General features: G+C 71.5%; 17 protein-coding genes. 6 read left to right on the forward strand and 11 right to left on the reverse strand.

Translation table 11 applies throughout. The features are described from left to right. Positions 1 to 33: 33 nt before the first annotated feature. From AB0C30_RS48425 to AB0C30_RS48440, 4 genes are all read right to left on the reverse strand, one after another. Positions 34 to 2853 (reverse strand): glycoside hydrolase family 2 TIM barrel-domain containing protein, encoded by a 2820-nt coding sequence (locus tag AB0C30_RS48425; RefSeq protein ID WP_357957166.1) that lies wholly within the window; start codon positions 2851 to 2853, stop codon positions 34 to 36. Between the two features lie 129 nt (positions 2854 to 2982). Further along, entirely contained in the window at positions 2983 to 4212 is a 1230-nt protein-coding gene (locus AB0C30_RS48430; RefSeq protein WP_357957168.1) for a M20 family metallopeptidase, read from the reverse strand. 52 nt (positions 4213 to 4264) lie between these two features. Continuing rightward, entirely contained in the window at positions 4265 to 5386 is a 1122-nt protein-coding gene (locus tag AB0C30_RS48435; protein ID WP_357957170.1) for an amidohydrolase family protein, read from the reverse strand. A gap of 89 nt (positions 5387 to 5475) precedes the next feature. After that, entirely contained in the window at positions 5476 to 8862 is a 3387-nt protein-coding gene (locus tag AB0C30_RS48440) for a phosphodiester glycosidase family protein (RefSeq protein ID WP_357957172.1), read from the reverse strand. Positions 8863 to 9136: 274 nt separating this feature from the next. On the opposite strand from AB0C30_RS48440, the gene AB0C30_RS48445 reads away from it, so the two are divergent. Further along, positions 9137 to 9814 carry a hypothetical protein gene (locus tag AB0C30_RS48445; RefSeq protein WP_357957174.1) on the forward strand — a complete coding sequence of 226 codons (678 nt, stop codon included), beginning with the start codon at positions 9137 to 9139 and terminating at the stop codon, positions 9812 to 9814. A gap of 212 nt (positions 9815 to 10026) precedes the next feature. Then, positions 10027 to 10749: a VIT1/CCC1 transporter family protein gene (locus AB0C30_RS48450; RefSeq protein WP_357957176.1), complete on the forward strand. Its 723-nt coding sequence runs from the start codon at positions 10027 to 10029 to the stop codon at positions 10747 to 10749. Positions 10750 to 10771: 22 nt separating this feature from the next. On the opposite strand, the gene AB0C30_RS48455 is transcribed toward AB0C30_RS48450, so the two are convergent. The 7 genes from AB0C30_RS48455 to AB0C30_RS48485 all read right to left on the reverse strand — a co-directional run bounded on the left by AB0C30_RS48455 (position 10772) and on the right by AB0C30_RS48485 (position 20811). Further along, positions 10772 to 11407, reverse strand: a complete 636-nt coding sequence (locus AB0C30_RS48455) for a LysE family translocator (RefSeq protein ID WP_357957178.1) — start codon at positions 11405 to 11407, stop codon at positions 10772 to 10774. A 30-nt stretch (positions 11408 to 11437) separates the two neighbouring features. Then, positions 11438 to 11791, reverse strand: coding sequence for a spore germination protein GerW family protein (locus tag AB0C30_RS48460; RefSeq protein ID WP_357957179.1), 354 nt, complete (start codon positions 11789 to 11791; stop codon positions 11438 to 11440). 24 nt (positions 11792 to 11815) lie between these two features. Then, complete coding sequence (locus AB0C30_RS48465) at positions 11816 to 13915, reverse strand: alpha-galactosidase (protein ID WP_357957181.1); 2100 nt, start codon at positions 13913 to 13915, stop codon at positions 11816 to 11818. Between the two features lie 66 nt (positions 13916 to 13981). Beyond that, positions 13982 to 15355, reverse strand: a complete 1374-nt coding sequence (zwf, locus tag AB0C30_RS48470) for a glucose-6-phosphate dehydrogenase (protein WP_357957183.1) — start codon at positions 15353 to 15355, stop codon at positions 13982 to 13984. A 1-nt stretch (position 15356) separates the two neighbouring features. Beyond that, on the reverse strand, positions 15357 to 16988 hold the full coding sequence (gene pgi / locus AB0C30_RS48475; protein ID WP_357957185.1) for a glucose-6-phosphate isomerase: 1632 nt from the start codon (positions 16986 to 16988) through the stop codon (positions 15357 to 15359). A gap of 70 nt (positions 16989 to 17058) precedes the next feature. Then, complete coding sequence (locus AB0C30_RS48480; RefSeq protein ID WP_357957187.1) at positions 17059 to 18765, reverse strand: IlvD/Edd family dehydratase; 1707 nt, start codon at positions 18763 to 18765, stop codon at positions 17059 to 17061. 162 nt (positions 18766 to 18927) lie between these two features. After that, a complete protein-coding gene (locus AB0C30_RS48485; protein ID WP_357957189.1) occupies positions 18928 to 20811 on the reverse strand; it encodes a hypothetical protein in 1884 nt (627 codons plus the stop codon). Between the two features lie 187 nt (positions 20812 to 20998). Between AB0C30_RS48485 and AB0C30_RS48490 the strand changes: the two genes are divergently transcribed. The 4 genes from AB0C30_RS48490 to AB0C30_RS48505 all read left to right on the forward strand — a co-directional run bounded on the left by AB0C30_RS48490 (position 20999) and on the right by AB0C30_RS48505 (position 26732). Then, entirely contained in the window at positions 20999 to 23302 is a 2304-nt protein-coding gene (locus AB0C30_RS48490) for a phosphoketolase family protein (protein WP_357957190.1), read from the forward strand. Further along, positions 23278 to 24465 (forward strand): acetate kinase, encoded by a 1188-nt coding sequence (locus AB0C30_RS48495; protein ID WP_357957192.1) that lies wholly within the window; start codon positions 23278 to 23280, stop codon positions 24463 to 24465. The genes AB0C30_RS48490 and AB0C30_RS48495 overlap by 25 nt, the downstream gene beginning before the upstream one ends. Before the next feature lie 270 nt (positions 24466 to 24735). Continuing rightward, a complete protein-coding gene (locus AB0C30_RS48500; RefSeq protein ID WP_357957194.1) occupies positions 24736 to 25680 on the forward strand; it encodes an acyl-CoA desaturase in 945 nt (314 codons plus the stop codon). Positions 25681 to 25712: 32 nt separating this feature from the next. After that, a complete protein-coding gene (locus AB0C30_RS48505; protein WP_357957196.1) occupies positions 25713 to 26732 on the forward strand; it encodes a hypothetical protein in 1020 nt (339 codons plus the stop codon). Positions 26733 to 26842: the final 110 nt, after the last annotated feature.

Consider the following 26842-nt stretch of genomic DNA (forward strand, 5'->3'; position numbering starts at 1 on the left):
CGTGAGGCCCCGGGCCGTCAGAACAGCAGGGCGTCAGGCGCCTTCCGTCGGGGTGAAGCGGAGACGGAAGGTGGCAGGCCGGGCGTGGAGTTCGTACTGCGGCAGCGTGGCCGGACCGCACGACGCGGTGCCGACGCCGTGCTGAGCGAAGTCCAGGTTGACGTGCACCCGGTCGCCCGGCGTCAGGTCCGGCCGGTGGCGGGCCGCCTCCAGCTCCGCCGTGGTCCAGCGGCGGGCGGTGAGGCCGAACACCGGAGCGCCCGTCACCCGGAGGCCGCCGGACTGGCCGGTCAGCTCGGCCCAGCGGACATCCGCTCGGTGCCCGTTCTCCTGCGGGTAGACGTATGGCGTCTGCAGGTCCTCGACGGTGGCGGACCATCGGCCTACCCTGGCGGCCATGCCGGTGTCGGGGTACGCCTCCCCCGGACCCCTGCCGAACCAGGTGACGTCGCCGAACGCCGCGGGCAGCGCCATCACGACGCCGAGCCTCGGAAGGGGCAGGCTCCACTCCCCGTCCGGCTCGACGTCCACGGTCAGTTCCAGCCCGCCGTCCGTGGCGGTCCACCGGTAGACCACGTGCAGGCCCAGGTCGGTGGCCGCCGGTGCGACCCTGGCGCGTACGGTCAGCCCGTCGCCGGTCTCCACGGCGTCCACTCGGTGGGTGAGCCGATGCAGGCCGAGCTGCCGCCAGCGATCCGCCAGCCCGCCGTAGGTGTCGTTGTCGATCGGCGCCCGCCAGAGCTCCAGCCGTGGCCCCTCGACCTCGATCCCGAACAGGCGGGTGAGCCGCCCGGTGCCGGGGTCGAACTCCAGGTCCGCCCCAGAACCGACGCCCCGGCCACCAGACGCCGCCCGGGCTGCGGAGGTCAGGCCGCCCTGGGCGCCAGATGACAGTCCGGCTTCGGTGGACAGGCGGGTCTGGCCCCACGCCACCTCGTGACCGGCGGCGGCCCACGGCTGGTCGGTGGCGAGCACCGCCCGTACCGTCAGCCAGCGCTCCCCCTCCCCACCGGGCAGGTCGGGCAGCTTGACCTCGCCACCCGTCGCGGGCACGTCGAGCGGGAACTCGGCGACCGCCACCCCCTCCTCCTCGACCACCGCGACGAACCCCAGGTGCGACAGGTCGCGATAGCCGTGGTGGTTGGCCACCCGCACGACCTGGGCCTGGTCGTCGAAGGCGAACCGGACCGGCTCGAACACCTTCTTCAGGTCCAGCAGTCCCGGCGAGGGCGTCCGGTCGGGGAAGACCAGCCCGTCGATCACGAAGTTCCCGTCGTGCACCGGCTCGTCGTAGTCACCGCCATAGGCGTACTCGAACTCCGGGTGTGCCAGACCGTGATCGATCCACTCCCAGATGAACCCGCCGGCCAGCCGTGGATAGCGCTCGAACAGCTCCTGGTAGTCGGCCAGGCCGCCGGGCCCGTTGCCCATCGCGTGGGCGTACTCGCACTGCACGAACGGCATCGCCCGCCGCCTGGCGTCGAGCTCGGGGTCGGCCAGCGGGTCCTCCACCCCCTGCCCGATGGCCTCGACCTCGGCGTGCGAGGCGTACATCCGCGAGTACACGTCGGTGTCGGCGCACGAGCGGTCGCCCTCGTAGTGGATCGGCCGTGACGGGTCGCGCCGCCGGGTCCAGTCGGCCATGAGGCTCAGGTTCTGGCCGACTCCGGCCTCGTTGCCGAGGGACCACATGATCACGCTCGGGTGGTTCTTGTCCCGTTCGACCGTGCGGCGCATCCGGTCCACGCACGCCTCGGCCCAGCGCGGGTCGTCCGTGGGGTTGCCGCGCCAGCCGACGTGGCCGAAGCCGTGCGTCTCCAGGTCGCACTCGTCGATCACCCAGAGGCCCAGCTCGTCGCAGAGGTCGAGGAAGCCGGGGTGCGGCGGGTAGTGGCTGGTCCTGACGGCGTTGACGTTGTGGCGCTTCATCAGCAGCACGTCGGCGCGCATGGTCTCGTACGGTACGGCGCGGCCGTGCTCCGGGTGGAACTCGTGCCGGTTCACGCCCTTGAGCAGCAGCGGACGGCCGTTGGCCAGGAGCACCCCGTCCTCGATGGAGATCGTGCGGAACCCGACACGCACCCGTACGGTCTCCTCGGGCAGCGTGACCACGGCCTCGTACAGACGGGGCGTCTCGGCGGTCCACGGCTCGGCGTCGACGACGATCTCGGTGCCGGGCGCCAGGTCGGCGACGCCGAGCTCGGCGATGGCCAGCCGTCCGGGGCCGTCGAAGCTCAGCGTGCCGCGACCGTCGGCATAGGCGGCGTGGACGAAGACGTCGGCGGCCGAGCGGGTCAGTGACACGTCCCGGAAGATGCCGGGCAGCCACCACATGTCCTGGTCTTCCAGGTAGCTGGCGGCCGACCACTGGTGGACGCGGACGGCGAGCACGTTGCGGCCCGGCACCAGCCACGGTCCGGCGTCGAACTCGACGGGCAGGCGGCTGCCGGTCGAGTGGCCCAGCTCGTGGCCGTTCAGCCAGACCCGGGCGAAGGACTCCACGCCCTCGAACCGCAGCCGCCCGCCGGTCCAGCCCTCGGGCAGGTCGAACACGCGGCGGTGGTCACCGGTCGGGTTCTCGTTCGGCACGTGCGGCGGGTCGACGGGGAAGGGGTACAGGTCGTTGGTGTACGCGGGCGAGCCGTGCCCGTGCAGCTGCCAGTGCGACGGCACCGGCAGGGTGTCCCAGGCGGAGTCGTCGTAGCCGGGATCGGCGAAGTCGTCCGGCAGGACAGCGGACGGAGAGAGGCGGAAGCGCCAGTCGCCGTTCAGGTCGAGGGAAGGGGCGTCAGAACGTAGTGCGGCCCTGGGTTCGAGGCGGCCCGAACCGGGTGCGAAGTTTTCGAGATCCATCGCCGCCGAGCCTAAAGGTTCTGGGCGGTTTCGTCATTGATGAGTATTGGTGAGTATTGGTGAGTTTCTTGTCCGTCCTGGTGCAACCGGCCGGCGTCTTGTCCGTCCCGGTGCAGTCGGACAGCGGCGTCATCTCGCGCGGGCCGGACGGCCCCCCGCCGTGAGATATCCGGCCAGCAGCGCCTCCGCCGTGGCCGCCACCCCGTCGTCTCCCGGCAGGAAGTCCGGGCTGTGCAGCCCGGCGGCCGTGTCGACGCCGACGAACATCATCAGCGACGGCATCACCGACGCGTAGGCCGCGAAGTCGTCCGCGCCGCACGAGCGCAGCTCCTCGGTGACCGTCCATCCCTGGTGCCGCAGCAGTTCCCCGGTCTGTACGGCCAGCGCCGGATCGTTGGCCAGCACCGGCTCCCCCGGCAGGACCCGCACCTCGCCGTGGCAGCCGTGCGCCCTGGCCACGTCCTCGACCAGCTGGGTGAACCGGTCGTGCAGGCCGCGGCGCCACGACTCGGACATGGTCCGCAGCGTCCCCCTGGCCACGGCCTCGCCGGGGATGGCGTTCGGCGCGGTGCCCGCGTTGACCATGCCGAACGTGACCACGGTGGGCACCATGGGGTCGGCGGCGCGGCTGACCATCTGCTGGGCGGCCACGATGATCTGGGACATGGCCACGACGGGGTCGCGGGCCAGGTGGGGGTAGGCGGCGTGACCCTCGGCGCCCCTGACGGTCAGCTCGAACTCGTCGGCCGAGGCGTTGACCGCCCCCGGCGTGCAGGAGACCACGCCGGCGGTGAGTACGGGCTGGACGTGCGCGCCGATCATGGCGCGTACCTGGTGCCGGTCGAGCACGCCGGACTCGACCACGTCGAAGGCGCCGGAGGGGTAGGTCTCCTCGCGCGGCTGCAGCACCACGACCAGCGGCGCGATCTCGTCCCAGCTCCAGGCTGACAGTCCCGTCGATCCCGGATCCCCTGCCTCCTCCACCCCGGCGTCCACGACGGCGCGGACCTTCGCCACCGCGCGGGCCAGGGCGACGACGGCGGCCAGGTGCACGTCATGACCGCAGGCGTGCATGGCGCCGTTGGTGGCGGCCCACGGGACGCGGGTGCGCTCGGCGATGGGCAGTGCGTCGAGCTCGCCGCGCACGCCGACCGCGGGGCCGGGAGAGCCGATCCTGATCACGGCGCCGGTGCCCGCCACGTACTCCACGAGGCCGCCCGACAGCGCGTCGAGCACGCGTTTGAGTGTCGGCCCCTCCTCCCCGGACACGCACGGCTGCGCGTGCAGCTCCCGCCTGAGCTTCACGGCGGCGGGCAGTTCGTCCAGTAGCGCCTCGCGCAGCAGTTCCCCCGGGCTCACTCAGATGCTCCTTTCGTCACTCCTTCCCCCGGTGCCCATTTCGCCGCCGTCCTCACCCGTCCGGGCCCAGGTCGTACACGCGGCGGGCGTTCTCGGCCCCCACCATGGCCGCCACGCGCACCGCCTGGGCGGCCGACCACTCGCCGTCGGCCACGAGGCCGCCGAGCACCCGCGCCATCGCCCGTCGCCACAGCTCGGCCCCGAGATGGTGCAGCTCAGCGGGCCCCCAGGCGTCCGACGAGAAGAGGATCTTGGCGAACGGCGCCAGCTCCAGGCTCTCCGCGACCACCTCGGCGCCGCGCGCACCCGTGTAGGTGACGCCCAGGCCCACGTCGAAGTAGACGTTCGGATAGGCGTGGGCGAGGAACCCGGCGTGACGCTGGTACGGGTAGCAGTGCAGCAACAGCAGCGGCACCCCCGTCGGCTCGGCCAGCTCGATCAGCCCGCGCAGCAGCAGCGGGTCGGATCGGCGCAGGTCGAGGTCGGGATCGCCGAACCCGGTGTGGAACTGCAGGGGCAGCCCGCGCTCGATACCGGCCCAGATGACGTGGCGCAGCAGCACCGGGTCACGGAGTCGCCCGCCCTCCTCCTGCCACCGGCCCGCCGCCTCGGCGACCTCGGCCGGGCCGGGCCGGGCGGGGTCGAAGTCGAGGCCGTGGCGGTAGGCGGCGATGGTCTTCAGGCCGCGGGCCGTACGGGTGCGCTCGTGGAGCGCCTCGCCGAACCGGTCGGCGAACCCGGCCGCGTCACCCTCGGCGACCTGCTCGGCCACCGACTCCAGGCGGACGATCTCGTCGGCGGGCCGGCCGCTGACCTCGGCCATGCCCGCCGGGCTGAGGATCTCCTCGCCCCGGTAGCCGGTCTCGACGAGGAAGTGCCCCACGCCGGAGGCCGCCAGCAGCCGCCCGTTGACCTCGGCCGCGCCCAGCCTGGCCCTTCTGGCCAGGTATTCCTCGGGCGTGGGGTGCGGGTCGAGGCCGAGCACGGGCGCGCAGTGGCGCAGGATCGCGTGGCCGACCTGGGAGTCGAACTGGGTCATCCAGTGCGGCACCGGCCGGTCCGACTCGGTGATCAGCTCCTCGAACGCGGTACGCGTCAGGTCGTGCGCGGTGGCTCCGTGGACATGGTGGTCGACCAGCTCGAGCCGTTCGATGGTCTCGACGAGGTCCGTCATGACGTCCATTGTGTCCGGCGGTGGGGGCCGGGTGTGGTGACCCCCACCGCCGTGTGTCAGGCGCCTGTTACGTCAGGCGGCCGCTTTTGTCAGGCGGCCGCGTTGGCCGTCAGCGCGATCGTCGCCTGGCGGGTGACGCCGCTGACCGTCAGCGCGACGGTCACCTGGCCCTTACGCAGCGCCGTGAGCGTCCCCGTCGCGGGGTCGAGCACGGCGACGTCCCAGGGCTTGGCGCTCTGCCGCGACCCGATGTGCAGGTTCGGCGAGCCCGACCACGCCACGGACACCGGGTAGGCGGCGGGCACCACCCGGGTGCCCTGCTTGACCGTCGCCGACACGGCCGCGGTCTTGCCGACCTGCACGGTCGCGGGGGCCGCGAGGGCGAGGTCGTCCACGTGCGGCCGTACCTGGGCGCCGAGCCAGCTGGGCGCGTCGGCGAACCAGTTGCGCTTGACGTGCTCCGCCTCCTGCGCGGTGACCGGGTCCACGCCCCACAGCGACCAGCCGGTGAAGCCGCCGTCGTCGGCCGCGGTGGCCGGGTTCTTGCCGGAGTTGCCGTTGATGAAGTACGGCACCGCGTCGACGTGCGAGGCGTTGAACGTGCCGACGTGGGCCCCGATGTAGGCGGCGCCCTTGCCGGTGGTCCGCTGGAAGTCCGCCAGCCAGCCCTCGACCAGCGCGGCCTCCTTGCGGTCGCCGAGCTGACTGCCCTTGCCGGGCGTGGGGTCGCGCGGCGGCACGTGGAACAGCACCGCCACCGAGCCGACGGACGCGTCCCGAGCCGCCGCGTCGAGCTGGGCCCGGAGCAGGGCGACCTGGTCGAAGCCGCCGCCCCGCAGGTTCAGCCGCGAGGTGTCCAGCGTGACGAACCGGGTGCCCTTGTGGTCGAAGGTCTGGTACGTGTCGCCGAAGACGGCCTTGAAGTTGTCGATCTTGCCGCCCATCACCTCGTGGTTGCCCGGGATGTAGTGGTACGGCAGCGTCCCGCCGAGCTCCTCGTCGAGGATCTTCTTGGCCAGCGCGAAGTCCTCGGGCGACGCCTCGTCCACCAGGTCACCGTTGATCAGCAGGAAGTCGGGCTTTGCGGCCTTGATCTCCTGAAGCGTACGGCGGGCGTTCTTGACGATGTCGCTGTCCGGGTCGCGGGCCACGAACTGGGCGTCCGACATGACGGCGAACCGCCACGGCATCTTGGCCACCTCGGGCTTGACGACCGGGTCGGCGACCTTCTGGGCGGGCGGCGCCGTCACCGACGGCGGCACCTTGGCCACCAGTCCGTCGATGAGGATGTCGTTGGTGTACTTCGCGTCGGTCTTGGTCTCGGCCACGTAGAAGCGCCGCAGCTTGAGCGGGTAGGTGACGCCGGACGGCACGGCGAACTCGACGTACTTCCAGCCGGTCCAGGTCATGTACGGGCCGCGCAGGATCTGCGACTGCCCCTGGCCGTCGTAGAACTCCAGGCTGGGCCACTCGCCCTTGCCGGTGGAGTTGATCCACAGGCCGAACGCCTGCGGCTGCCCCGCCACCTCGATCTGCTGCGGCGGGCTGGCGTAGGCGGCGCGGGTCGCGGTGGACTGGGTGAAGTCGTACGACAGCTTGAGGCCGCCCCCGCTCTGGCCGGGCGCGGCCGACAGCGAGCCGGTGGCCCGGGCGGCGGCGAAGCTCCACTGGGCCGCGTTCTCGAAGTCGGCGACCGGCTTGCCCTCGAAGCCCACGGTGACGGGCACGGCGGTGCTGATCTTGCCCACCTTGGCGGTGATCAGGCCGGACGTGGTCGCCTTCTTGGACTTGACGGTGAAGTAGCCCTGGTCGGCGGGCGTCACCTCGAAGGCGTCGTGGTCGTAGTCGAGCGTGAGGTCGTCCGGTTCGATGGGCGCGGTGTTGCCGTTGTGGTCGTAGCCGACGACGCCGAAGGTGGCCGTGGCGTCCGCGCCGGCCAGGCCGACCCGGTCCACGGTGGCGCCGAGCCGCTGGAGCGGCTGGAGCACGGTCAGCTGCAGCGTGCCCTTGGCGGCGCCACGGGAGGCGGTGACCGTCGTCTGGCCGGGGACCAGGGCGTGGAACTTGCCGTCACGGATGACGCCGTGCACCATCGGCTCGGCGCGCCAGGACGGGGTGCCGGCCGCCGGGCCGTACGTCTCGTCGTATCCGGCGGCGGTCAGCCGCCGCGTGAGGCCGGGGAAGACCCGGTCGGGGCGGCCACCGGCGACGGGAGAAGCACCGGGCGCCTTGGCGGGGTCGCCGGCCGTCTCCAGCCAGAAGCCCTTGAGTTTGCCGCTGCCCTCGGGGGCGAACAGGGCCAGGCCGTTCGGCACGTGACGCTCGCCGCCGTCGGACGGGCTGTTCTCGACCTGGACGTCGGCGGAGCCCGGCTCGCGGGCGAGCATCGTGGAGGAGCCGCCGCCGTCGAGGTTGAGCGCGTTGGCGGCGCCGAGCTCGACCATCATCGCGGCCAGCTCGTTGAGCGTGACGCCACGGCTGTCGGCCTGGCGGCCGTCGACGGTCAGCAGGTACATCTTCCTGCCGTCGGCCGAGAAGCCGACCGCGGTGCGCGGGTGCGCGGCCGGGTCGGTGGAGCTCTGCACGGCGCCGTCCTTGACCAGGACGTAGTTGCCGCCGACCGCCGCCTTGACGGCGTCGCCGTCCGACGACTTCGGCTGGTACTTCACGTCGATCTTGTCGCCTTGCTTGAGCCCGGCCAGCGTGGCGGCCGCGGCGTCACGGCCGAGCAGGATCGTGGTGCCCGCCGGGATCGGGCCGGTTCCCGGCGCCTGGCGTACCGCCGAGACCACGCCGTCGACCAGCTCGACCTCGGTCACGGCGGTGGCGCCCTCGACGGCGCGGGCCCGATTGTAGGAGCCCCACAGCGGCGTGAACAGGCCGACCCCGCCCGCCTGGACGATCTGGTTGAACTGGGTCAGGGTGATCGGCGCGCCGCCTGCGGGGGTGGCGGTGCCCTCGAAGTACATCCTCAGCACCCGCCCGAGGCCGTCGCCGGTGATCGCGACGGCCTTGTCGTGACCGGAGGCGGGCGACTGGATGAGCGAGCCGTTCTGGACGCCGATGCCCAGGGCGGCGCCCGAGCTGTTGATGTCGAAGAAGTCGCCGTTGACGGCCGCGACGGCGTGGGCGCGCTTGGCGGGCCCGGACAGCGGCTCGGTCTTGGACACCTCGCCGGAGTAGACGTAGTCGGCCTTCGCGGCGCCCAGGTCGGCGGTGACGGCGTCGGCCCGCAGCCAGCCGAGCTCGTCGTAGCGGTCGAACGAGGTCAGCGAGATGCCGGGGGCCACCGGCCGGGTCTTCTTGGCCGTCTCCAGCTGCTTGCCGGTGACGGCCTGGGTCAGCAGCGTGGAGGGCGGCGGATAGGACGACGCCTTCAGCGCGTCTTCGGCGGGGGGTTGGGGATCGGCCTGCGCGGGGGCGGCGATCCCTAAGACGAGCGCGGCCGCGACGGCCGCGTAGCGGAGGGTCTGCACGACCGAACTCAATCGTTCGCGGTTATAACTTTCAAGGCTTGACGATGAACTAAAGAATAATTTCAGCGGCTTCCGGCGACCGAACTGATCCACAAAGGTGGCATCCCTCTTACCCCAGGTGTGCGTGCGCGCCCACCGGGCAGGCTGCAGGGGAGGCAAAATCCCCCATCACTGGCGTTGTTGCTGTTATCAGCGCAGACTGGAAAGACGGCGATCCCGTAGAGCAGCATCCCGTGGAGCAGTGGAGCACCCCGTGGACAATCAGCTTGATCACATGCCGGTTCTGTCACGCGGCAGGCATCGCAACCCGAAGCGCGGCGCCTGCTTCATGGAGCTGGCGTCCTACCTAGCCGGAGAGCGGTGGAGCGACCACCCGGCCTGCACGCACCCGCTGCTGGCCGCACTCGCCCGCTTGGTCAACGACAACACCAGCGACGCGAACCGGGCCCGCCTCGTGGGCCTCGTTCCATCGATCATCGACCTGAACGCCGACGACCTCCGGGTGGACGCCCGGATCGCGCTGCGGTGCGCGACGACCGCGCTCCCGGTCTCGGCGGCCGAGCGTCAACTGGCACTCGCGGTGTCGGTGCTGGCGGCCGAGGAGATGCTGGCCAGACTCGACGGCGTCCCGTCCGGCCAGCCGGCCTCGGGCCGGTTCAGCACGGTCCCGCTGAGCGAGGAGAGCCAGCGGGCGATGGCGCTGGTCCCGCACGCGGCGGAGCAGGCCAGGCGCTTCAGCCGCGCGGCCCGGATTACGGAGAAGGGCTTCCGCCGGTACGCGGCGCCGAACGCGGTGCAGCTCTCGGTGGTGGGCATCGTCCAGGCCTGCATCCCGGACCCGGACACCCTGCTGCGCGACCTGCTGACCGGCGCCATAGCGGACTGCGAGGCCCTGATCCGCGGCACCGACACCCAGACCGCCCCGGAGCCGGTCACCCCTGCTCGCATCTGACCCGGCCCGGGCCTCTGTCCGACCCGGCTCCTGGGGGAGGCGCCGCGCCTCCCTCCGGGTCTCGCGCGCCCACCCGACCCCCGAGCCACACCCGCACACACGTTCGCGACCCGCGCCTTGTCGCAGGTCAGGGAAGCCTCCCCTTCGTTGCGGATCATCATGACATCTGCCTAAATTTCGTCTTAAGGCGTTATTGAGGCGGAGGATGTTTCATGACCATCGAGCTCGACCGGCCGTACTCTCCCGAGAGGCACCACAGCCACCGCGACGTGACTGGTGGCTGGTTGCGGCCGGCGGTGTTCGGGGCGATGGATGGACTGGTGTCCAATTTCGCATTGATCGCCGGAGTCGTCGGGGCGGCGGGTGCGGGCCGTGGGGCGGTGCTCGCCGGGTTCGCCGGATTGATCGCGGGCGCGTGCTCGATGGCGGCGGGCGAGTACACCTCCGTGAAGTCGCAGACGGAGCTGATGCGGGCCGAGATCGCCGTGGAGCGCCGTGAGCTGGCTCGCGACCCCGAAGGTGAGCTGGCCGAGCTGACCGCGATCTACCGTGCCCGCGGCCTGGACGCCGACCTGGCGGCGCGGGTGGCGGCCGGGCTGTCGGCGGATCCCGAGCAGGCGTTGCGGGTGCATGTACGTGAGGAGCTGGGCGTCGATCCCGACGATCTGCCGTCGCCGTACGTCGCGGCCGGGTCGTCGTTCTGCGCGTTCGCGGCCGGGGCGGTGGTGCCGCTGGCGCCGTTCCTGTTCGGGGCCTCGGGGCTGGCGGTGGCGCTGGTGCTGAGCCTGGTGGCGCTGTTCGTGTTCGGCGCGGCGGTGGCGCGGATGACGGCCCGCCCGTGGTGGCTGGGCGGCCTGCGCCAGCTCGCGCTGGGCGCCGGGGCCGCCGCCGTGACGTTCGGCCTGGGCCACCTGCTGGGCGTCACCGTCTCATAGACCAACTGCCCCGGACAAAGAGCTATGGGCGGCTGGCGGCGGCCAGGTTGACGCCGAGGGCGATGAGGGCCGCGCCCGTCAGCCCGTCGACCGCCTTCCGTACCGCCGGCCTGGCGAAGACCTTGCGCAGCGCTCCCACGATGTTGGCCACCAGGAGGAACCACAGCACCGTCAGTGCCAGCGCGATGACCGACAGCGTGAGCGTGTCGCCCGGGGACGCGCCCTCGCTGACGAACTGCGGCACGAGCGCCACGAAGAACAGCGCCGCCTTGGGGTTGAGCGCGTTCGTCAGCAGTCCCTCGACGAAGGCCGCCCACGCGCTCCGCTTCCCCGGGTCCGGCGCCTCCAGTTCCAGCGCGCCGCCCTTGCGCAGGGCGGCGCGCCACGCCTTGACGCCCAGGAACAGCAGGTAGGTGGCCCCGACGACCTTGACCACGGTGAACGCCATCGCCGAGGCCGCCAGCAGCGCGGCGACGCCCGTCGCCGCGGCCACCACCCAGGCGAACACGCCGATCGAGATGCCCAGCGCCGCCGCCATGCCGTACAGGCGACCGGAGATCGCCGAGCGCCGTACCACGACGGCGAAGTCGGGCCCTGGGGACATGGCCCCGAGCATCACCACACCGCCGAAAGCCAGCACTTGCGTCACAGAGGTCATGACGCTCACGGTACTAAAAACAGGCAAAAATCAGCGCTTGCGGCTTTTCTTGAGGATCGATCGGATGGTCAGCAGCAGCACGATGGCCACGATCTGGCCGCCGATGACGATGCGGTTGACGTCGACCGCCGGCTGCCAGCGGACGTCGCCGTCCTTCACCACGAACACCCCGGCGGGAGTGGCGCTGAGGCCGAATCCGCCGCCGCTGCCTTCGCCGCCGGGCGCGGCGTCCGGATCCACGGAGGCTTCCTGCCTGCCCATGCCCCCGCCGCCGCCCTGGACGACCCGGGCGACGGGGATGACCGTGACGCCGTCCTGCTGGATCGGGTCGCCGAAGACCCGCTTGACGGTGGCGGAGTCCTTCGCGCGTTCGACTAATTCCATGATGTCCATCCCCACATGCTGGCCCTAGACCCGGCGCAACACCACCATCTCGCTGCGGTAGTCGGCGCCGGAGTGGAACCAGGTGGGCAGGGTGAGGCCGTGGTGCATCAGCGTGGCCCCGTACCAGGAGCCGCCGGGCCCCTCGTAGACGGCCGACGGGTCGAGCCCGGCCAGGCGGAGCCGCCGGGGCGGCTGCTTGTCCAGCGCGAAGGGGTTGTAGGCGAGCACGACCACCTGGTCGCCGAGCGTGTACTGGACGGCGGAGGCGCTCTCACCGGGCCGGCCGGCCAGCCGGTGCAGCGCGCCGTGCTGGATCACCGGGCGGACGGCCTTGTAGTCGGCGATGAGCTGCCTGGCCTCCTCGAGCTCCGCGGCGCTCCACCGGGTGAGGTCGCCGCCGATGCCGAGCGTGCCCGCCATGGCCACGTGGAAGCGGTAGCGCAGCGGCACCTCCCGGTGGGTGATCGGGTTGGGGCTGTCGGTCACCCAGCACGACATGGCGCCGGCGGGATAGAGGTAGGAGAAGCCCCGCTGGATCACCTGCCGGTCGCGGGCGTCGGTGTTGTCGGAGGTCCACACCTGGTCCGTACGGCGGAGCATGCCGAAGTCGGCCCGGCCGCCACCGCCCGAGCACGACTCGATGCGGAGCCCCGGATGGCGCCCGCGCAGCTCGTCCATGATCGTGTAGACGCCCCTGGTGTGCTCGATCCAGAGCAGGTCGCCGCCCTCGGCCCAGCCTGCCTGGCTGAAGCTGCGGTTCATGTCCCATTTGAGGTAGGCCAGGCCGTACTCGCGGACGAGCTGGTCGAGCCAGCCGAGCGCCCACTCGCGCACGTCGTCGCGGGCGTAGTTGAGCACGAGCTGGTTGCGCATGGTGTCGCGGCGGCGTTCCGGGTAGTGCAGCACCCAGTCGGGGTTCTTCCGGTACAGGTCGCTGTCGGGGTTGACCATCTCGGGCTCGACCCAGAGCCCGGCGAGCAGGCCGAGGTCGCGTACGCCCTGGAAGAGCGGGCGCAGGCCGTGCGGGAAGCGCTCGGGGTTGGGCCACCAGTCGCCGAGCCCGCGCGTGTCGTCGGTGCGGGCGCCGAACCAGCCGTCGTCCACCACGAACAGCTCCACGCCGAGGTCGGCGGCCCGGCGGGCCAGGTCCAGCTGGCCGGCCTCGGTGACGTCGAACCCGGTGGCCTCCCACGAGTTGTACAGGACGGGCCGTTCCTCGCCGGGTCTGGGCAGGACGTGCTTGCGGGCGTAGTCGTGCCAGGCCCGGCTGGCCGCGCCGTAACCGCCGGCGGTGTGCAGGCCGAGCGCGGAGGGGGTGCGCAGCGACTGGCCGGAACCGAGGGGCCAGGTCAGGCCCTCGTGGCCGAATCCGGCGCTGACCGCGACGTCGCCCTCGGGGCGGCGCTGCGTGGTGAGCCGCCAGGAGCCGCTCCAGGCGAGCGCGACTGTCCAGAGGTCGCCGGTGTCCTCGGTGGCGTCGCCGAGCATGATCCACGGGTTGGCCTTGTGCGAGGTGGTGCCGGTCCTGCTGCCGAATGTGGTCTCCCCCGCCGGCAGTTCGCCGCTCTGGAGCTGAGTCTCGCGGCCCCAGCCCCCGGCGGCGCTGGTGTAGCGGAAGCCCGCCTGTTCGGGGATCACCCAGCTGCCCGAGTCGAGCCGCCGCAGCCGCAGGGGCGCGGCCGACTCGTTGGTGACGTTCACCCAGCGCTCGATGACGTCGCAGTCGTCGAAGACCCGTACGTGCAGGCCCACCCGGAGGCCGTAGGCGTGGTCGCGCAGGACCACCTCCACCTCGTTCTCACCGAGGACGGCGTCCTCGAAGCCGAGCTCGACGGAGCGGACCCCGCCCTCGTAGACGGCCTGGAGCGAGGGCACGCCCCAGCGGCGGCCGCCGTCGACGGGCAGCATCTCCGTCGCGTCGTCGGGGTCGAGGAAGCCGGTGACGATCCAGCCGGGGGCGTGCTCGGCGACCTGGCCGAGGGCCCCGGCGGGTAACCGGGGCCCCCAGTACCACTGCACGACCCGAGTATCGCCGTCGGCTTCCTCGAACCCGAAGACATAGGAGGTATCGCGGGTGAGTGCAGCCCATGTGTGCGCGTGGGCGGGAACAGGGATGAGGGGCATGCCTGCGATCGTCGGACCTATCGGCCCCGCCGTCAATGCCGCTCATCGCTGCCCGCCCGCGCGGGATCAGTCGAAGGTGGTCGAGATCTCGTGCCACCCGCCGGGCGCGATCTTCTCGGCCGCCTTGGGCCCCCAGGTGCCCTTCGCGTACGGCAGCGGCGGGTCCGGCAGGTCGAGGATCGGCTGGACGATCCGCCACGACTCGTCCACCAGGTCGAACCTGGCGAACCGCAGCGGATCGCCGCTCACCGCGTCGGCCAGGATCCGTTCGTAGGCGGCCTCCATCGGCCCGAGCACCTTGGTGAAGTCGACGCTCACCGGCACCTGCCGGGTGCGCTGCTTGCCCGGCTCCTTGGCCAGCACGTCGAACGTCACCCCGGCGTCGGGCTGCAGCCGGAACCTGATCAGGTTGGGGTTCAGGTGCGGGTCGTGCGGGAACAGCGAGATCGGCGGCTTGCGCAGCTCCGCGACGATCTCCAGGTCGGTCATCGGCAGTGCCTTGCCGGCGCGGATGCAGAACGGCACCCCGGCCCATCGCCAGTTCTCGATGTAGGCGCGCAGCGCGACGAACGTCTCGGTGGTCGAACCCTTCTTGACGCCTTCGGTGTCGAGGTAGCCCTCGTACTGGCCGCGGACCACGTCGACGGGCTTGATGGCCTCGACGGCGCGCAGCACCCGCCACTTCTCGTCCAGCTGGGCGCGGGCGTCCTTGGACGGCGGCGGGTCCATGGCCAGGATGGCGAGGAGTTGCAGCAGGTGGTTCTGGACGACGTCGCGGATGGCGCCGTTGGCGTCGTAGAAGGCGCCCCGGTCGGCCACGTCGAAGTCCTCGGCCATGGTGATCTGCACGCTGCGGACGTAGTTGCGGTTCCAGAGGGGCTCGACCAGCATGTTGGCGAACCGGAACACCATGAGGTCCTCGACCGGCTCCTTGCCCAGGAAGTGGTCGACCCGGCGCAGGTGATCCTCGTCGAAATACTTCAGCAGCTCGGCGTTGAGCCCCCGGGCCGAGTCCAGGTCGCTGCCGAACGGCTTCTCCACCACGAGCCTGGCGTCCCTGTTGAGGCCCTCCGCGGCCAGCCCCTCGGCCACGACCGAGAACAGCGCGGGCGGCACGGCCAGGTAGTGGACCAGGAAACCCTTGCCCTCCAGCTCCTCGCGGAGCCGGGTATAGGTGCCGGAATCGCGGTAGTCGCCCGCCACCAGCCGCAGGTTGCCCGCCAGCTTCTCGAACGCCGCGTCGCGCACGCCGCCGCAGGCCGCGCGGGCGTGCTCACGCAGCCCGTCGAGGTCCAGGTCGGTCTTGGCCACGCCGATGATCGGCAGATCGAGCTCGCCCTTGGCGGTGAGCTGGTAGAGGGCGGGCAGGACCATCTTGCGCGCGAGGTCGCCGGTGATGCCGAACAGGACGAGCGCGCCCGCGGCCTTGGTCGCCCCCACCTCAGACCCGCCTTCCGCGCAGCTCGCGGTAGCGCCGGACGAGCCCTTGAGTGGAGGCGTCCGGGAAGTCTGTCGGTGGCTCCTCCGAGGTGAGCGCGGGCGCCAGGTCGAGCGCCATCTTCTTGCCCAGCTCGACGCCCCACTGGTCGAAGGAGTCGATGCCCCAGATGGTGCCCTCGACGAACGTCGCGTGCTCGTACAGGGCCACGAGCTGGCCGAGCGTGGACGGGGTGAGCTTGGCGGCCAGGATCGTGGAGGTGGGGCGGTTGCCGGGCATCACCTTGTGCGGCACGATCTCGGGCGGCGTGCCCTCGCCGGCGATCTCCTCGGCCGTCTTGCCGAACGCCAGCGCGGAGGTCTGCGCGAACAGGTTCGCGTTGAGCAGGTCGTGCATGCCCTCGCGGTCCTCGAACGGCTCGGCGAACCCGATGAAGTCGGCGGGCACCAGCCGGGTGCCCTGGTGCAGCAGCTGGTAGAAGGCGTGCTGGCCGTTGGTGCCCGGCTCGCCCCAGAAGATCTCGCCCGTGTCGGTCGTGACGGGTGTGCCGTCGGCGCGTACGGACTTGCCGTTGGACTCCATGGTGAGCTGCTGCAGGTAGGCGGGGAAGCGGTGCAGCCGCTGGCTGTAGGGCAGCACGGCCCGGGTCTGCGCGCCGAAGAAGTCGTTGTACCAGATGCCGAGCAGGCCGAGCAGCACCGGCATGTTGGCCTTGAACGGCGCGGTGCGGAAGTGCTGGTCCATGGCGCGGAACCCGGCCAGCATCTCGCGGAACCGCTCGGGCCCGATCGCGATCATCAGGGACAGGCCGATGGCGCCGTCATAGGAGTAGCGGCCGCCGACCCAGTCCCAGAAGCCGAACATGTTCGCGGTGTCGATGCCGAACGCGGCGACCTTCTCGGCGTTGGTCGAGACGGCCACGAAGTGCTGCGACACGGCGTCCTCGCCGAGCGCGTCAACCAGCCATTGGCGGGCGACCTTGGCGTTGGTCAGCGTCTCCATCGTGGTGAACGTCTTGGAGCTGACCACGACCAGCGTGCTCGCCGGGTCCAGACCGGCCAGGTTGCCGGTGATGTCGGCCGGGTCGATGTTGGAGACGAACCTGGCCGCGATGCCGGCGTCGGCGTAGTCGCGCAGCGCCTCGTACGCCATGGCCGGGCCGAGGTCGGAGCCGCCGATGCCGATGTTGACCACGGTGGTGATCGGCTGCCCGGTGGCGCCCGTCCACTCGCGCGAGCGGACCCGGTCGGCGAAGGCGCTCATCTTGTCGAGCACGGCGTGCACGTCGGCGATGACGTCCTGGCCGTCGACCTCCAGCTTGGCCTCCCGGCTCATGCGCAGCGCGACGTGCAGGACGGCCCGGTCCTCGCTGACGTTGATGTGTTCGCCCCGGAACATCGCGGCGATCCGGTCGCGCAGCCCGGCCCGCTCGGCCAGCTGGACGAGCAGGTCGATCGTCTCGTCCGTGGCGCGGTGCTTGGCGTAGTCGAGGTAAAGATCACCGGCGGTCAGCGTCATCCGCTCGGCGCGGCCCGGATCCTCCGCGAACAGCTCGCGCAGCTGCTTGCCCGCCAGCTCCCCGTGGTGCTTGTCCAGTGCCGCCCACTCCTGGCTCTGGGTGATGTCGCCGCCCACTCGTCCTCCTCGTGCCGTCAAACGATCACACTAATCCCGTACCGGGCAAGATATCGCGCGGGTCTCCAGGTCAGTGGGATTCCCTGCCCACGGCGTCGCCGCTCGAACCTGTGAGGAAGTCGAGGTCCGCCCCCTTGTCGGCCTGCATGACGTGGTCGACGTACAGGCGCTCCCAGCCGCGGGGCGGGGCGGCGTGCCCGTTGACGACCGGCTCCCTGGCGGCCAGCTCGGCGTCGGGGATGTCGACGTAGAGCCGCCTGGCCGCGACGTCCAGCACGATGGGGTCGCCGGTCCGCACCCGCGCGAGCGGGCCGCCGGCCGCCGCCTCGGGCGCGGTGTGCAGCACGACCGTGCCGTACGCGGTGCCGCTCATCCGGGCGTCGCTGATGCGGACCATGTCGCGTACGCCCTTGGCCAGCAGTTTCGCGGGCAGCGGCAGGTTGCCCAGCTCGGGCATGCCGGGGTAGCCCTTGGGCCCGCAGCCGCGCAGCACCAGGACCGAGGTCTCGTCGACGTCCAGGTCCGGCGAGTCGAGCCGGGCGTTGAGGTCCTCGACGCTGTCGAACACGACGGCCCGGCCGCGGTGGCTCAGCAGCTCGGGCGAGGCGGCGGCGGGCTTGATCACCGCGCCGTCCGGCGCGAGGTTGCCGCGCAGCACCGCGATCCCGGCCTCGGGCAGCAGCGGGTCGGCGCGGCGGCGGATGACGCTCTCGTCCCAGATCTCCGCGTCGGCGAGGTGTTCCACGAGCGGCCGGCCGCTGACGGTGACCGCCGCCGGGTCGAGCAGGTCCTCGACCTCCTTCAGTACGGCCGTCAGCCCGCCCGCCCTGAACAGGTCGTCCATCAGGTGCCGGCCAGCGGGCTGGAGGTCGACCAGCAGCGGCACTCCCCTGCCGGTCCGGTCGAAGTCGTCCAGCTCCAGCTCGACGCCGAGGCGCCCGGCGATGGCCAGCAGGTGGACGACGGCGTTGGTGGAGCCGCCGATCGCGGCCAGCGTCACGATCGCGTTGAGGAACGATCCCCTGGTCATCACCCGACTCGGCCGCAGTTCGCGCCGTACCAGCTCGACAGCGAGCCGGCCGCTCTCGTGGGAGCGTTCGAGCAGCCTGCTGTCGGGTGCGGGGGTACCCGCCGTGCCGGGCAGGGTCATGCCGAGGGCCTCGGCCATGCAGGCCATGGTCGAGGCGGTGCCCATCGTGTTGCAGTGGCCGCGGCTGCGGATCATGGACGACTCGGAGCGGAGGAACGCCTCGCGGGAGAGCGTCCCCGCGCGTACCTCCTCACTCAGCCGCCACACGTCGGTGCCGCAGCCGAGCGGGACGCCGCGGAAGTGGCCGGTCAGCATCGGGCCGCCGGGCACCACCAGGGCGGGCAGGTCCACCGAGGCGGCGGCCATCAGCAGCGACGGGATGGTCTTGTCGCAGCCGCCGAGCAGCACCACGCCGTCGATCGGGTTGGCGCGCAGCATCTCCTCGGTGGCCATGGCGGCCAGGTTGCGCCAGAGCATCGCGGTCGGCCGGACGTTCGTCTCGCCGAGGGACACGACGGGCAGGTTGAGCGGGACGCCGCCGGCCGCCCACACGCCCTGCTTGACGCTGTCGGCCACCTCGTCGAGGTGGGAGTTGCACGGGGTGAGGTCGGAGGCGGTGTTGGCGATCGCGATGTGCGGCCGGTCCCCGTCGAACGCGGCCTCCGGCAGGCCGCGGCGCATCCAGGCGCGATGGATGTAGGAGTTGCGGTCTTGACCTGAGTACCAGCGGGAGCTGCGGAGCGGCATGCCCTCATCCTGACATCCCGCCATTTTGGGGATGAAACCGGCGGCCCGCACAGGGACACGGGCCGCCGGGGGGCGTGATCTCACTGGCCGCCTAAGCGTGAGATCACGGTCCAGGGTGGATACACCTGTTAGGCGTTCCATCCCGTTCCACGCCGTTCCACGTCACACCGGGTGATAGCTGCATCGCACCCCCATCTGTACGGCTGACCGCAGCCGCTCCGCGATGACCGGGTCCGCCTCGCCGATGCGCACCAGGGCCCGCCTGATGGCCTTGCCCACGGCGATCCTGGCCCGCTCCTCGCTGCCGGCGAACTGGCGCGCCCGCCCGGCCAGCCCGGTGGCGGCGGCCAGCTCGTCGATCAGCCAGTCGCGCTCGGCCCGCAGCGTGGCGGCCCGCTGCAGGTCGTGCATCGCCTCCAGCTCCTCGATCTCGGCCTGCAGCCCGGACAGCCGCCGCTTGTAGGTCTGCCTGGCCTGCTCGTCCAGCACCGGCTGGGCCGACTCGGCGGCCTCGCCGGCCGCCGCCCCCGCGGCCAGGTCCACGGCCGGGATCTCGCGACCGGGGTTGGCCAGCAGGGTCGCCAGGTGGGCCATGCCCACGATGTGGTCGACGAGCACGGTCCGGCCGGCCAGCTCGATCCGCCACTTGCGGCCCTGGCGCACGCAGACGACCTCGGCCGGGGCCGCCGGACCGTCGTCGGGCAGCGCCATACCCATCGACGCGGCCTCCTGCCGGGCCAGCGCCAGGACCCTGCGCGACTCCTCGGTCCCGTGCAGGGCCTGGCCGAGCCGCAGGCGGGAGAGCGCGACGGCGGGCCAGTGCCCCAGGGCGAGATTGTCGTGCACGGCGGCCCGCAGGTAGGCGATCGCCTTGTCCGTCTCGCCGCAGGTCAGCATGGCCACGCCGAGAGAATGGCGGACCGAGCCGAGGCAGGTGACACCCAGGCTGACGACGACGGGCAGCCGCTCGAACGGGCGGAGCACGGCATGAACCTCGGCCGCCGTCTCCGCGTCGCCGAGCAGGTACGCCGCCTCCGCCGCGCCGTACATCGAGATGAGCCAGGTGCTGGAGTGGGGCAACGCCCCCAGGTCCCGGACGCGCAGCCGGGCCAGCGCCCCCTCCGCCAGCCGCCGGTCCCCCGCGGTGGCCGCCGACACCGCGAGCACCGCCCACAACGAGCTGTCCACCGCGCTGAGATCCGGCGAGTTGACCAGGTCCGCCAGCATGGGGACGAGCTCGGCGGTGCGTCCCTGGTACCAGCGGATGGCCGCGAGCTGGCCGGCGTACCAGCCCGCGCTGTCGATGTCACCCGCCGCCGCGCCCCGGTCGGCGCAGGCTCCGGCCATCGCCTCAGCCTCCGCCAGCCGGCCGCTCCTGATGCCGAGCATGACCTCCATCGCGTCCACGACGAACCCGACCGCCAGGTGGTCCTCCCTGGACAGCAGGCCGCGCAGCTCCACCAGCGCCCGCTCGGCGTGGGGGTCGGCGTCCAGCACCAGGTCGACGGTCCGCCAGAGCAGCCCCATCAGCAGGTCGCCGCGGCGCCCGGTCCGCGGCGCCTGCTCGATCAGCTCCTCGGCCAGCGCCAGGCGCAGGGCGCCGTGCTCGGGTCCCAGAACGCAGTGGTGGGCCAGGCTCAGCGCCTCGGCCAGCGCGACGGGGTCACCGGCCTGCCTGGCCTCTTCGACCATGGCCAGGATCGCCTCGTGCCCTCCACCGCGGTAGTCGTCCTCCCCGGCCAGGCGTACCCGCAGCCGTAACCCCAGCGAGGAGCGCGGTTCGACCAGCGCCAGAGCCTGGCGCTGGCGCGCGCGCACCGCGGCCGCCTCGGCGGCCGTGCGGTGCTCGTGCACCCACAACCCACCCAGCCCGAGCGCCGCCCGCGCCATCCCGTCCGCGTCGCCGTGCCGTTCTGCCTCCCGATGTGCGGTCTCGAACCAGCGCCGCGCCGCCCGCAGGCTGCCTTCCCCATACAGTGCGTGCTCTCCCGACAGCAACGACATCTCTATGTCGTCGTGTACGGCCAATCCCCGCGATCCACCCACCGGCGTCCTCCGCACCCCGTTTTTGGCAGTGCGCGTTCGCGCGTACTGCCAGTGACTGCGGCCCCCCACCGATATGACGGATGTTAACCGAATGCGGTTCAGCTAGGTCGGATCAAAGTGCATCAAATTGGATCAGGATGACCGCTGCCTAAGGTTGAGCTGCGTTTCTGGAGGAATCAGCAGAGACATGGAGCGAATCGATGCGTACTGGCGCGCGGCGAACTATCTGTCGGTGGGCCAGATCTATCTACTGGACAATCCACTACTAAAGACGCCATTGACCCCAGAGCACATCAAACCTCGCCTGCTAGGTCATTGGGGCACCACACCGGGACTGAACTTCTGCTTCGCCCACCTCAACCGGGTGATCCGCGAACGCGACCAGGACATGATCTACATCGCCGGGCCCGGCCACGGCGGTCCCGGGACGGTGGCGCACGCCTGGCTGGAGGGCACCTACTCCGAGCGCTATCCGGACGTCTCCCAGGACGCGGCCGGGATGCAGCGGCTGTTCCGGCAGTTCTCCTTCCCCGGCGGCATCCCGAGCCACGCCGCGCCGGAGACGCCCGGCTCCATCCACGAGGGCGGCGAGCTGGGCTACTCGCTCGCGCACGCCTACGGCGCCGCCTTCGACAACCCCGAACTGGTCGTGGCCTGCGTCATCGGCGACGGCGAGGCCGAGACCGGGCCGCTGGCCGGGAGCTGGCATTCCAACAAGTTCCTCGACCCGGCTCATGACGGCGTGGTGCTGCCGATCCTCCACCTGAACGGCTACAAGATCGCCAACCCGACCGTGCTGGCCCGCATCCCCACGGAGACGCTGGTCGCGCTCATGGAGGGCTATGGCTACCGGCCGCATATCGTCGGCCCCGACCACCAGGAGATGGCCGACACCCTCGACACCGTCTTCGACCAGATCGCCGAGTACAAACAGCGCCGTTCCGACCGGCTCCCCATGATCATCCTGCGCACGCCGAAGGGCTGGACCGGGCCCCGCGTCGTGGACGGGCTGCCGGTGGAGGGCACCTGGCGGGCCCATCAGGTGCCGCTGGCCAAGGTACGGGAGAACCCCGAGCACCTGGCGATGCTGGAGGAGTGGCTGCGCTCCTACCGGCCCGAGGAGTTGTTCGACGACGACGGCCGGCCGGTGGCCTCGATCCGGGAGACGGTGCCGCCGGGCGACCGCAGGATGAGCGCCAACCCGCACACCAACGGCGGCGAACTGCTCCAGCCCCTGCGACTGCCCGACTTCCGCGAGCACGCCGTCGAGGTCAAGACGCCCGCCACCCAGTCCAGCGAGCCGACCCGGGTGCTCGGCGCCCTGCTGCGCGACGTGATCGCCGCCAACCCGCGCGCCTTCCGGCTGATGGGCCCCGACGAGACCGACTCCAACCGGCTCTCGGCCGTGTTCGAGGTCACCGGCCGGGCCTGGAACGCCCGCCTCGAATCCACCGACGTGAACCTGGCCCCCGGCGGCCGGGTGATGGAGGTGCTGAGCGAGCACCTGTGCCAGGGCTGGCTGGAGGGCTACCTGCTGACCGGGCGGCACGGGCTGTTCAACTGCTACGAGGCGTTCATCCACATCATCGACGCCATGTTCAACCAGCACGCCAAGTGGCTGGAGTCCTCCCAGAAGATCCCCTGGCGGCGGCCGGTCGCCTCGCTCACGTACCTGCTGTCCTCGCACGTCTGGCGGCAGGACCACAACGGCTTCTCCCACCAGGATCCGGGCTTCCTGGACGTCGTGGTCAACAAGAAGGCCAGCGTCGTACGCGTCTACCTGCCGCCCGACGCCAACACCCTGCTGTCGGTCGGCGACCACTGCCTGCGCTCGCGCGACTACGTCAACGTCATCGTGGCCGGCAAGCAGCCGATCCTCGACCTGTTCACCATGGACCAGGCCATCGCCCACTGCACCCGCGGCCTGGGCATCCTGCCGTGGGCCTCCACCGACGAGGGAGGCGACCCCGACGTGGTGCTGGCCTGCGCCGGCGACATCCCCACCCTGGAAACCCTGGCCGCCACCGCGCTGCTCCGCGAGCACCTGCCCGAGCTACGCGTACGCGTGATCAACGTGGTCGACCTGATGCGCCTGCAACCACCCTCAGAACACCCGCACGGCCTGCCGGACAACGAATACGACACCCTGTTCACCACCGACAAGCCGGTCATCTTCAACTTCCACGGCTACCCCGCCCTCATCCACCGCCTCACCTACCGCCGCCACGGCCACGCTCACATGCACGTACGCGGCTACAAGGAGGAAGGCACCACCACCACACCCTTCGATATGGTCATGCTCAACGACATCGACCGCTATCACCTGGTCATGGATGTCATCGACCGCACCCCGGGCCTCGGTTCCTCCCAGGCTCACCTGCGTCAGCGGATGACCGACGCCCGCCTGCGCGCCCGCGCCCACACCCGTGAGCACGGCGAGGACGCGCCCGAGATCCGGGAGTGGACATGGCCGGACAGATTCTCGTCCTGAACACCGGCTCCTCCTCCATCAAGTACGAGCTGGTGGACGTGGAGTCGCGCGAGCGGCCGGCCAGGGGTCTGGTGGAGCGGATCGGCGACAAGGAGGGGCGGTTGACCCACCACACTGGGGACGACCCGCCGTACGAGCGGAAGGAGCGGTTCGGCGACCACGCGGCGGGGCTGGCCGTCATGCTGGCCGCCTTCGACGAGGCGGGGCCCGCGCTGAAACCGGTGGCGGTGGGGCATCGGGTGGTGCACGGCGGGACCCGCTTCCAGGAGGCGGTGCTGGTGGACGACGACGTGATCAGCGCCATCGGGAACCTCTCGGCGCTCGCACCCCTGCACAACCCGGTCAACCTCACCGGCATCCGGGTGGCCCGCGAAGCCTTTCCCGGCGTGCCGCAGGTGGCCGTGTTCGACACCGCCTTCCATCGGACGCTGCCGCCCGAGGCGTACACCTACGCCGTGCCCCGCGACTGGCACGACCGGCTGGGCGTGCGGCGCTACGGCTTCCACGGCACGTCCTGCGCGTACGTGTCGGCGCGGGCGGCCGAGCTGCTGGACCGCGATCCGGCGCGGACGAACCTGATCGTGCTGCACCTCGGCAACGGCGCTAGCGCGACCGCGATCGAGGGCGGCCGCAGCGTCGACACCTCCATGGGGCTCACGCCGCTGGAGGGGCTGGTCATGGGCACCCGTTCAGGGGACGTGGACCCGGCGCTGACCGGCTACCTGGCCCGCGCGGGCGGCATGGACATCGTGCGGACGGAGAAGGAGCTGTCGTACCGCAGCGGCCTGCTCGCGCTCGCCGGCACCGGCGACATGCGGGAGGTACGGCGACGGGCCCGTGAAGGCGACGAGCGGGCGCGGCTGGCGCTGGACATCTACGGCCGCCGGATCAAGAAGTACGTCGGGGCCTACTACGCGCTGCTCGGCCGGGTGGACGCGATCGTCTTCACGGGCGGCGTCGGCGAGCACGACCCGGCCACCCGGGCCGCCGCGCTGACCGGGCTGGACCGCCTCGGCATCGCCCTCGACCCCACGCGCAACGAGGCCGACGAGACGGGCGAGCGGCGGGTGTCCACGCCGGAGTCGGAGGTGGCCGTGCTGGTCGTGCCCACCGACGAGGAATGGGAGATCGCCCGTCAGACACTCGCGCTGATCCGCGTGTGACCGGCTGCGCGGAGCGTATCCTCTGACCTCGACCGGTCCCAGAGGTAGGGCCAGCCCTACCCCGAAGACGGGTGACAGCAGGACTTCGCGATCACGGTTATCCCGAAATGCTGATGGTGAACGATCGGGAATCGAGTCTGGAGCATCGGAGAATCTGTGACTGACGTGAGCACTACTCGCGCCGCCACGGCCTCGGCATCGGCACCGGCATCGGAAGAGAGGGGGAGCGACTTCGCCCGCCTGTCACGCCGGGTGGCCCAGGCAGGCCTCATGGAACGGCGACCCGTCTACTACGCCACGCGGATCAGCGTGGTGACGGGCCTCTTCGCGGCGGGCTGGCTGGCGTTCGCCCTGGTCGGCGACTCGTGGTGGCAGATTCTGGTCGCGGTGTTCCAGGCGGCGACGTTCGGCCAGGTGGCCCTGCTCGCCCACGACCTGGCCCACGGGCAGGTGTTCCCGTCCCGGCGCACCAGCGCGATCGCGGGCCTGCTCGTCGGCAACCTCGGCATCGGGCTCAGCTACGGGTGGTGGCAGGACAAGCACACGCGCCACCACGCCAACCCCAACCACGAGGACCACGACCCCGACGTCGCGCCCGACGTCCTGCTCTGGTCGGTCAAGCAGGCCGAGGCCAGCCGGGGACTGCCCAGACTCATCGGCCGCTATCAGGCGTTCCTGTTCTTCCCGCTGCTGACGCTGGAGGGCCTCAACCTGCACATCTCCAGCGTCCGGGCGCTGCGCCGCGACTCTCTCAAGAACCGGATGGCCGAAGGGCTGCTGCTGCTCGCGCACTTCGTCATCTACCTGGGTGGCGTGTTCGCGGTCCTGCCGGTGGGCAAGGCCGTGGTCTTCCTGCTGGTGCACCAGGCGTTCTTCGGCGTCTACCTGGGGTGCACGTTCGCCCCCAACCACAAGGGCATGCCGGTCCTCACCGCCGAGGACGAGCTGGACTTCCTGCGCCGCCAGGTGCTCACCTCCCGGAACGTACGCGGCGGACACGTGATCAACACGGCGCTGGGCGGCCTCAACTACCAGATCGAGCACCACCTGTTCCCCGGCATGCCGACCCCCAACCTGCGCAAGGTGCAACCGCTGGTGCGGGAGCACTGTGAGTCGCTGGGAGTGGCTTACGTGGAGTGCGGGCTGCTGGCCTCCTGGGGCCAGGCGATGAAGCACCTCCACGAGGTGGGCGCGCCGCTGCGCGCCCGCCGGTAGGACTCGACGCGAGCGGTGTGCCGGGTGACGCGGTGACGCGGGTCCTGGAGGCCAGGGAGATCGCGCGGCGGTGGGTGGCCGAGGTGGGCTCCGGGCTGCCCGGGTTCGGCGGGGCGTTCCTGACCGGCTCGGCGTTGTGGTCGCCGGCGGACGCGGTCCTGGCCACCAGCTCCGATGTGGACGTGATGGTGGTGCTGGATGTCCCGGAGCCGCCCATCAAGCCCGGCAAGCTGCGCTACGACGGCGTTTTGCTGGAAATTTCGTATATGTCGGGCGAGCGGTTGGCGTCGGCGGAGGACGTCCTGGGCGACTACCACCTGGCGGGCAGCTTCCACCTGCCCGGGGTGCTGGCCGATCCGGGCGGGCGGCTGACCGCGCTGCACGAGGTGGTGGCCCGCGAGTTCGCCGACCGGCGGCGGGTGCTGCGGCGGTGCGGCGCGGCGATGGACGTGGTGCGCCGCGGGATCGCCGGTATGGACGAGGCGGCGGCGCCGGTCGACCAGGTGATGTCGTGGCTGTTCGGCACCGGGGTCACGACTCATGTGCTGCTCGTCGCCGGGCTGCGCAACCCCACCGTCCGCCGCCGTTATGAGGCCGTACGGGAGCTGCTGGCCGGACACGGGATGCTGGACCGGCACGAGGCGCTGCTGGAGCTGCTCGGCTGCGATGGGCTGGGGGCGGCGCGTGTGGCCGGGCACCTGGAGGTGCTGGAGCGGGTGTTCGACGCGGCCAAGGACGTCCAGGCCGCGTCATACCCGTTCTCGTCGGACATCAGCGAGGCGGCCCGGCCGCTGTCGATCGACGGCAGCCGGGAGCTCATCGCGGGCGGCCTGCACCGGGAGGCGGTGTTCTGGCTGGTGGCGACGTACGCGCGGTGCCTGAAGAAGCTGTCACTGGCCGGGGCGCCCACCGGGCCCTACGAGGAGGGGTTCCGCGCTTTGCTGGCGGACCTCGATGCCGAGACGTTCGCGGACCGGCGGCGGCGCGGGCAGCGCGTACTGGACGCGCTACCCGACCTGTGGCACACCGCTGAAACCCTCGCCCCCGTCTGACGCTTTGCCCGGCTGACGTTTTTGTCCGGCTGAGCCCTCAGCGGCGCACTCGCGGCCGGCCGGGCGGCGGCGCCTGGGTCCTCGCTCACCGCTCGCTCGTGTCCGGCCGC

The sequence above is a fragment of the Nonomuraea sp. NPDC048901 genome, from assembly GCF_040649695.1.
Classification (GTDB): domain Bacteria; phylum Actinomycetota; class Actinomycetes; order Streptosporangiales; family Streptosporangiaceae; genus Nonomuraea.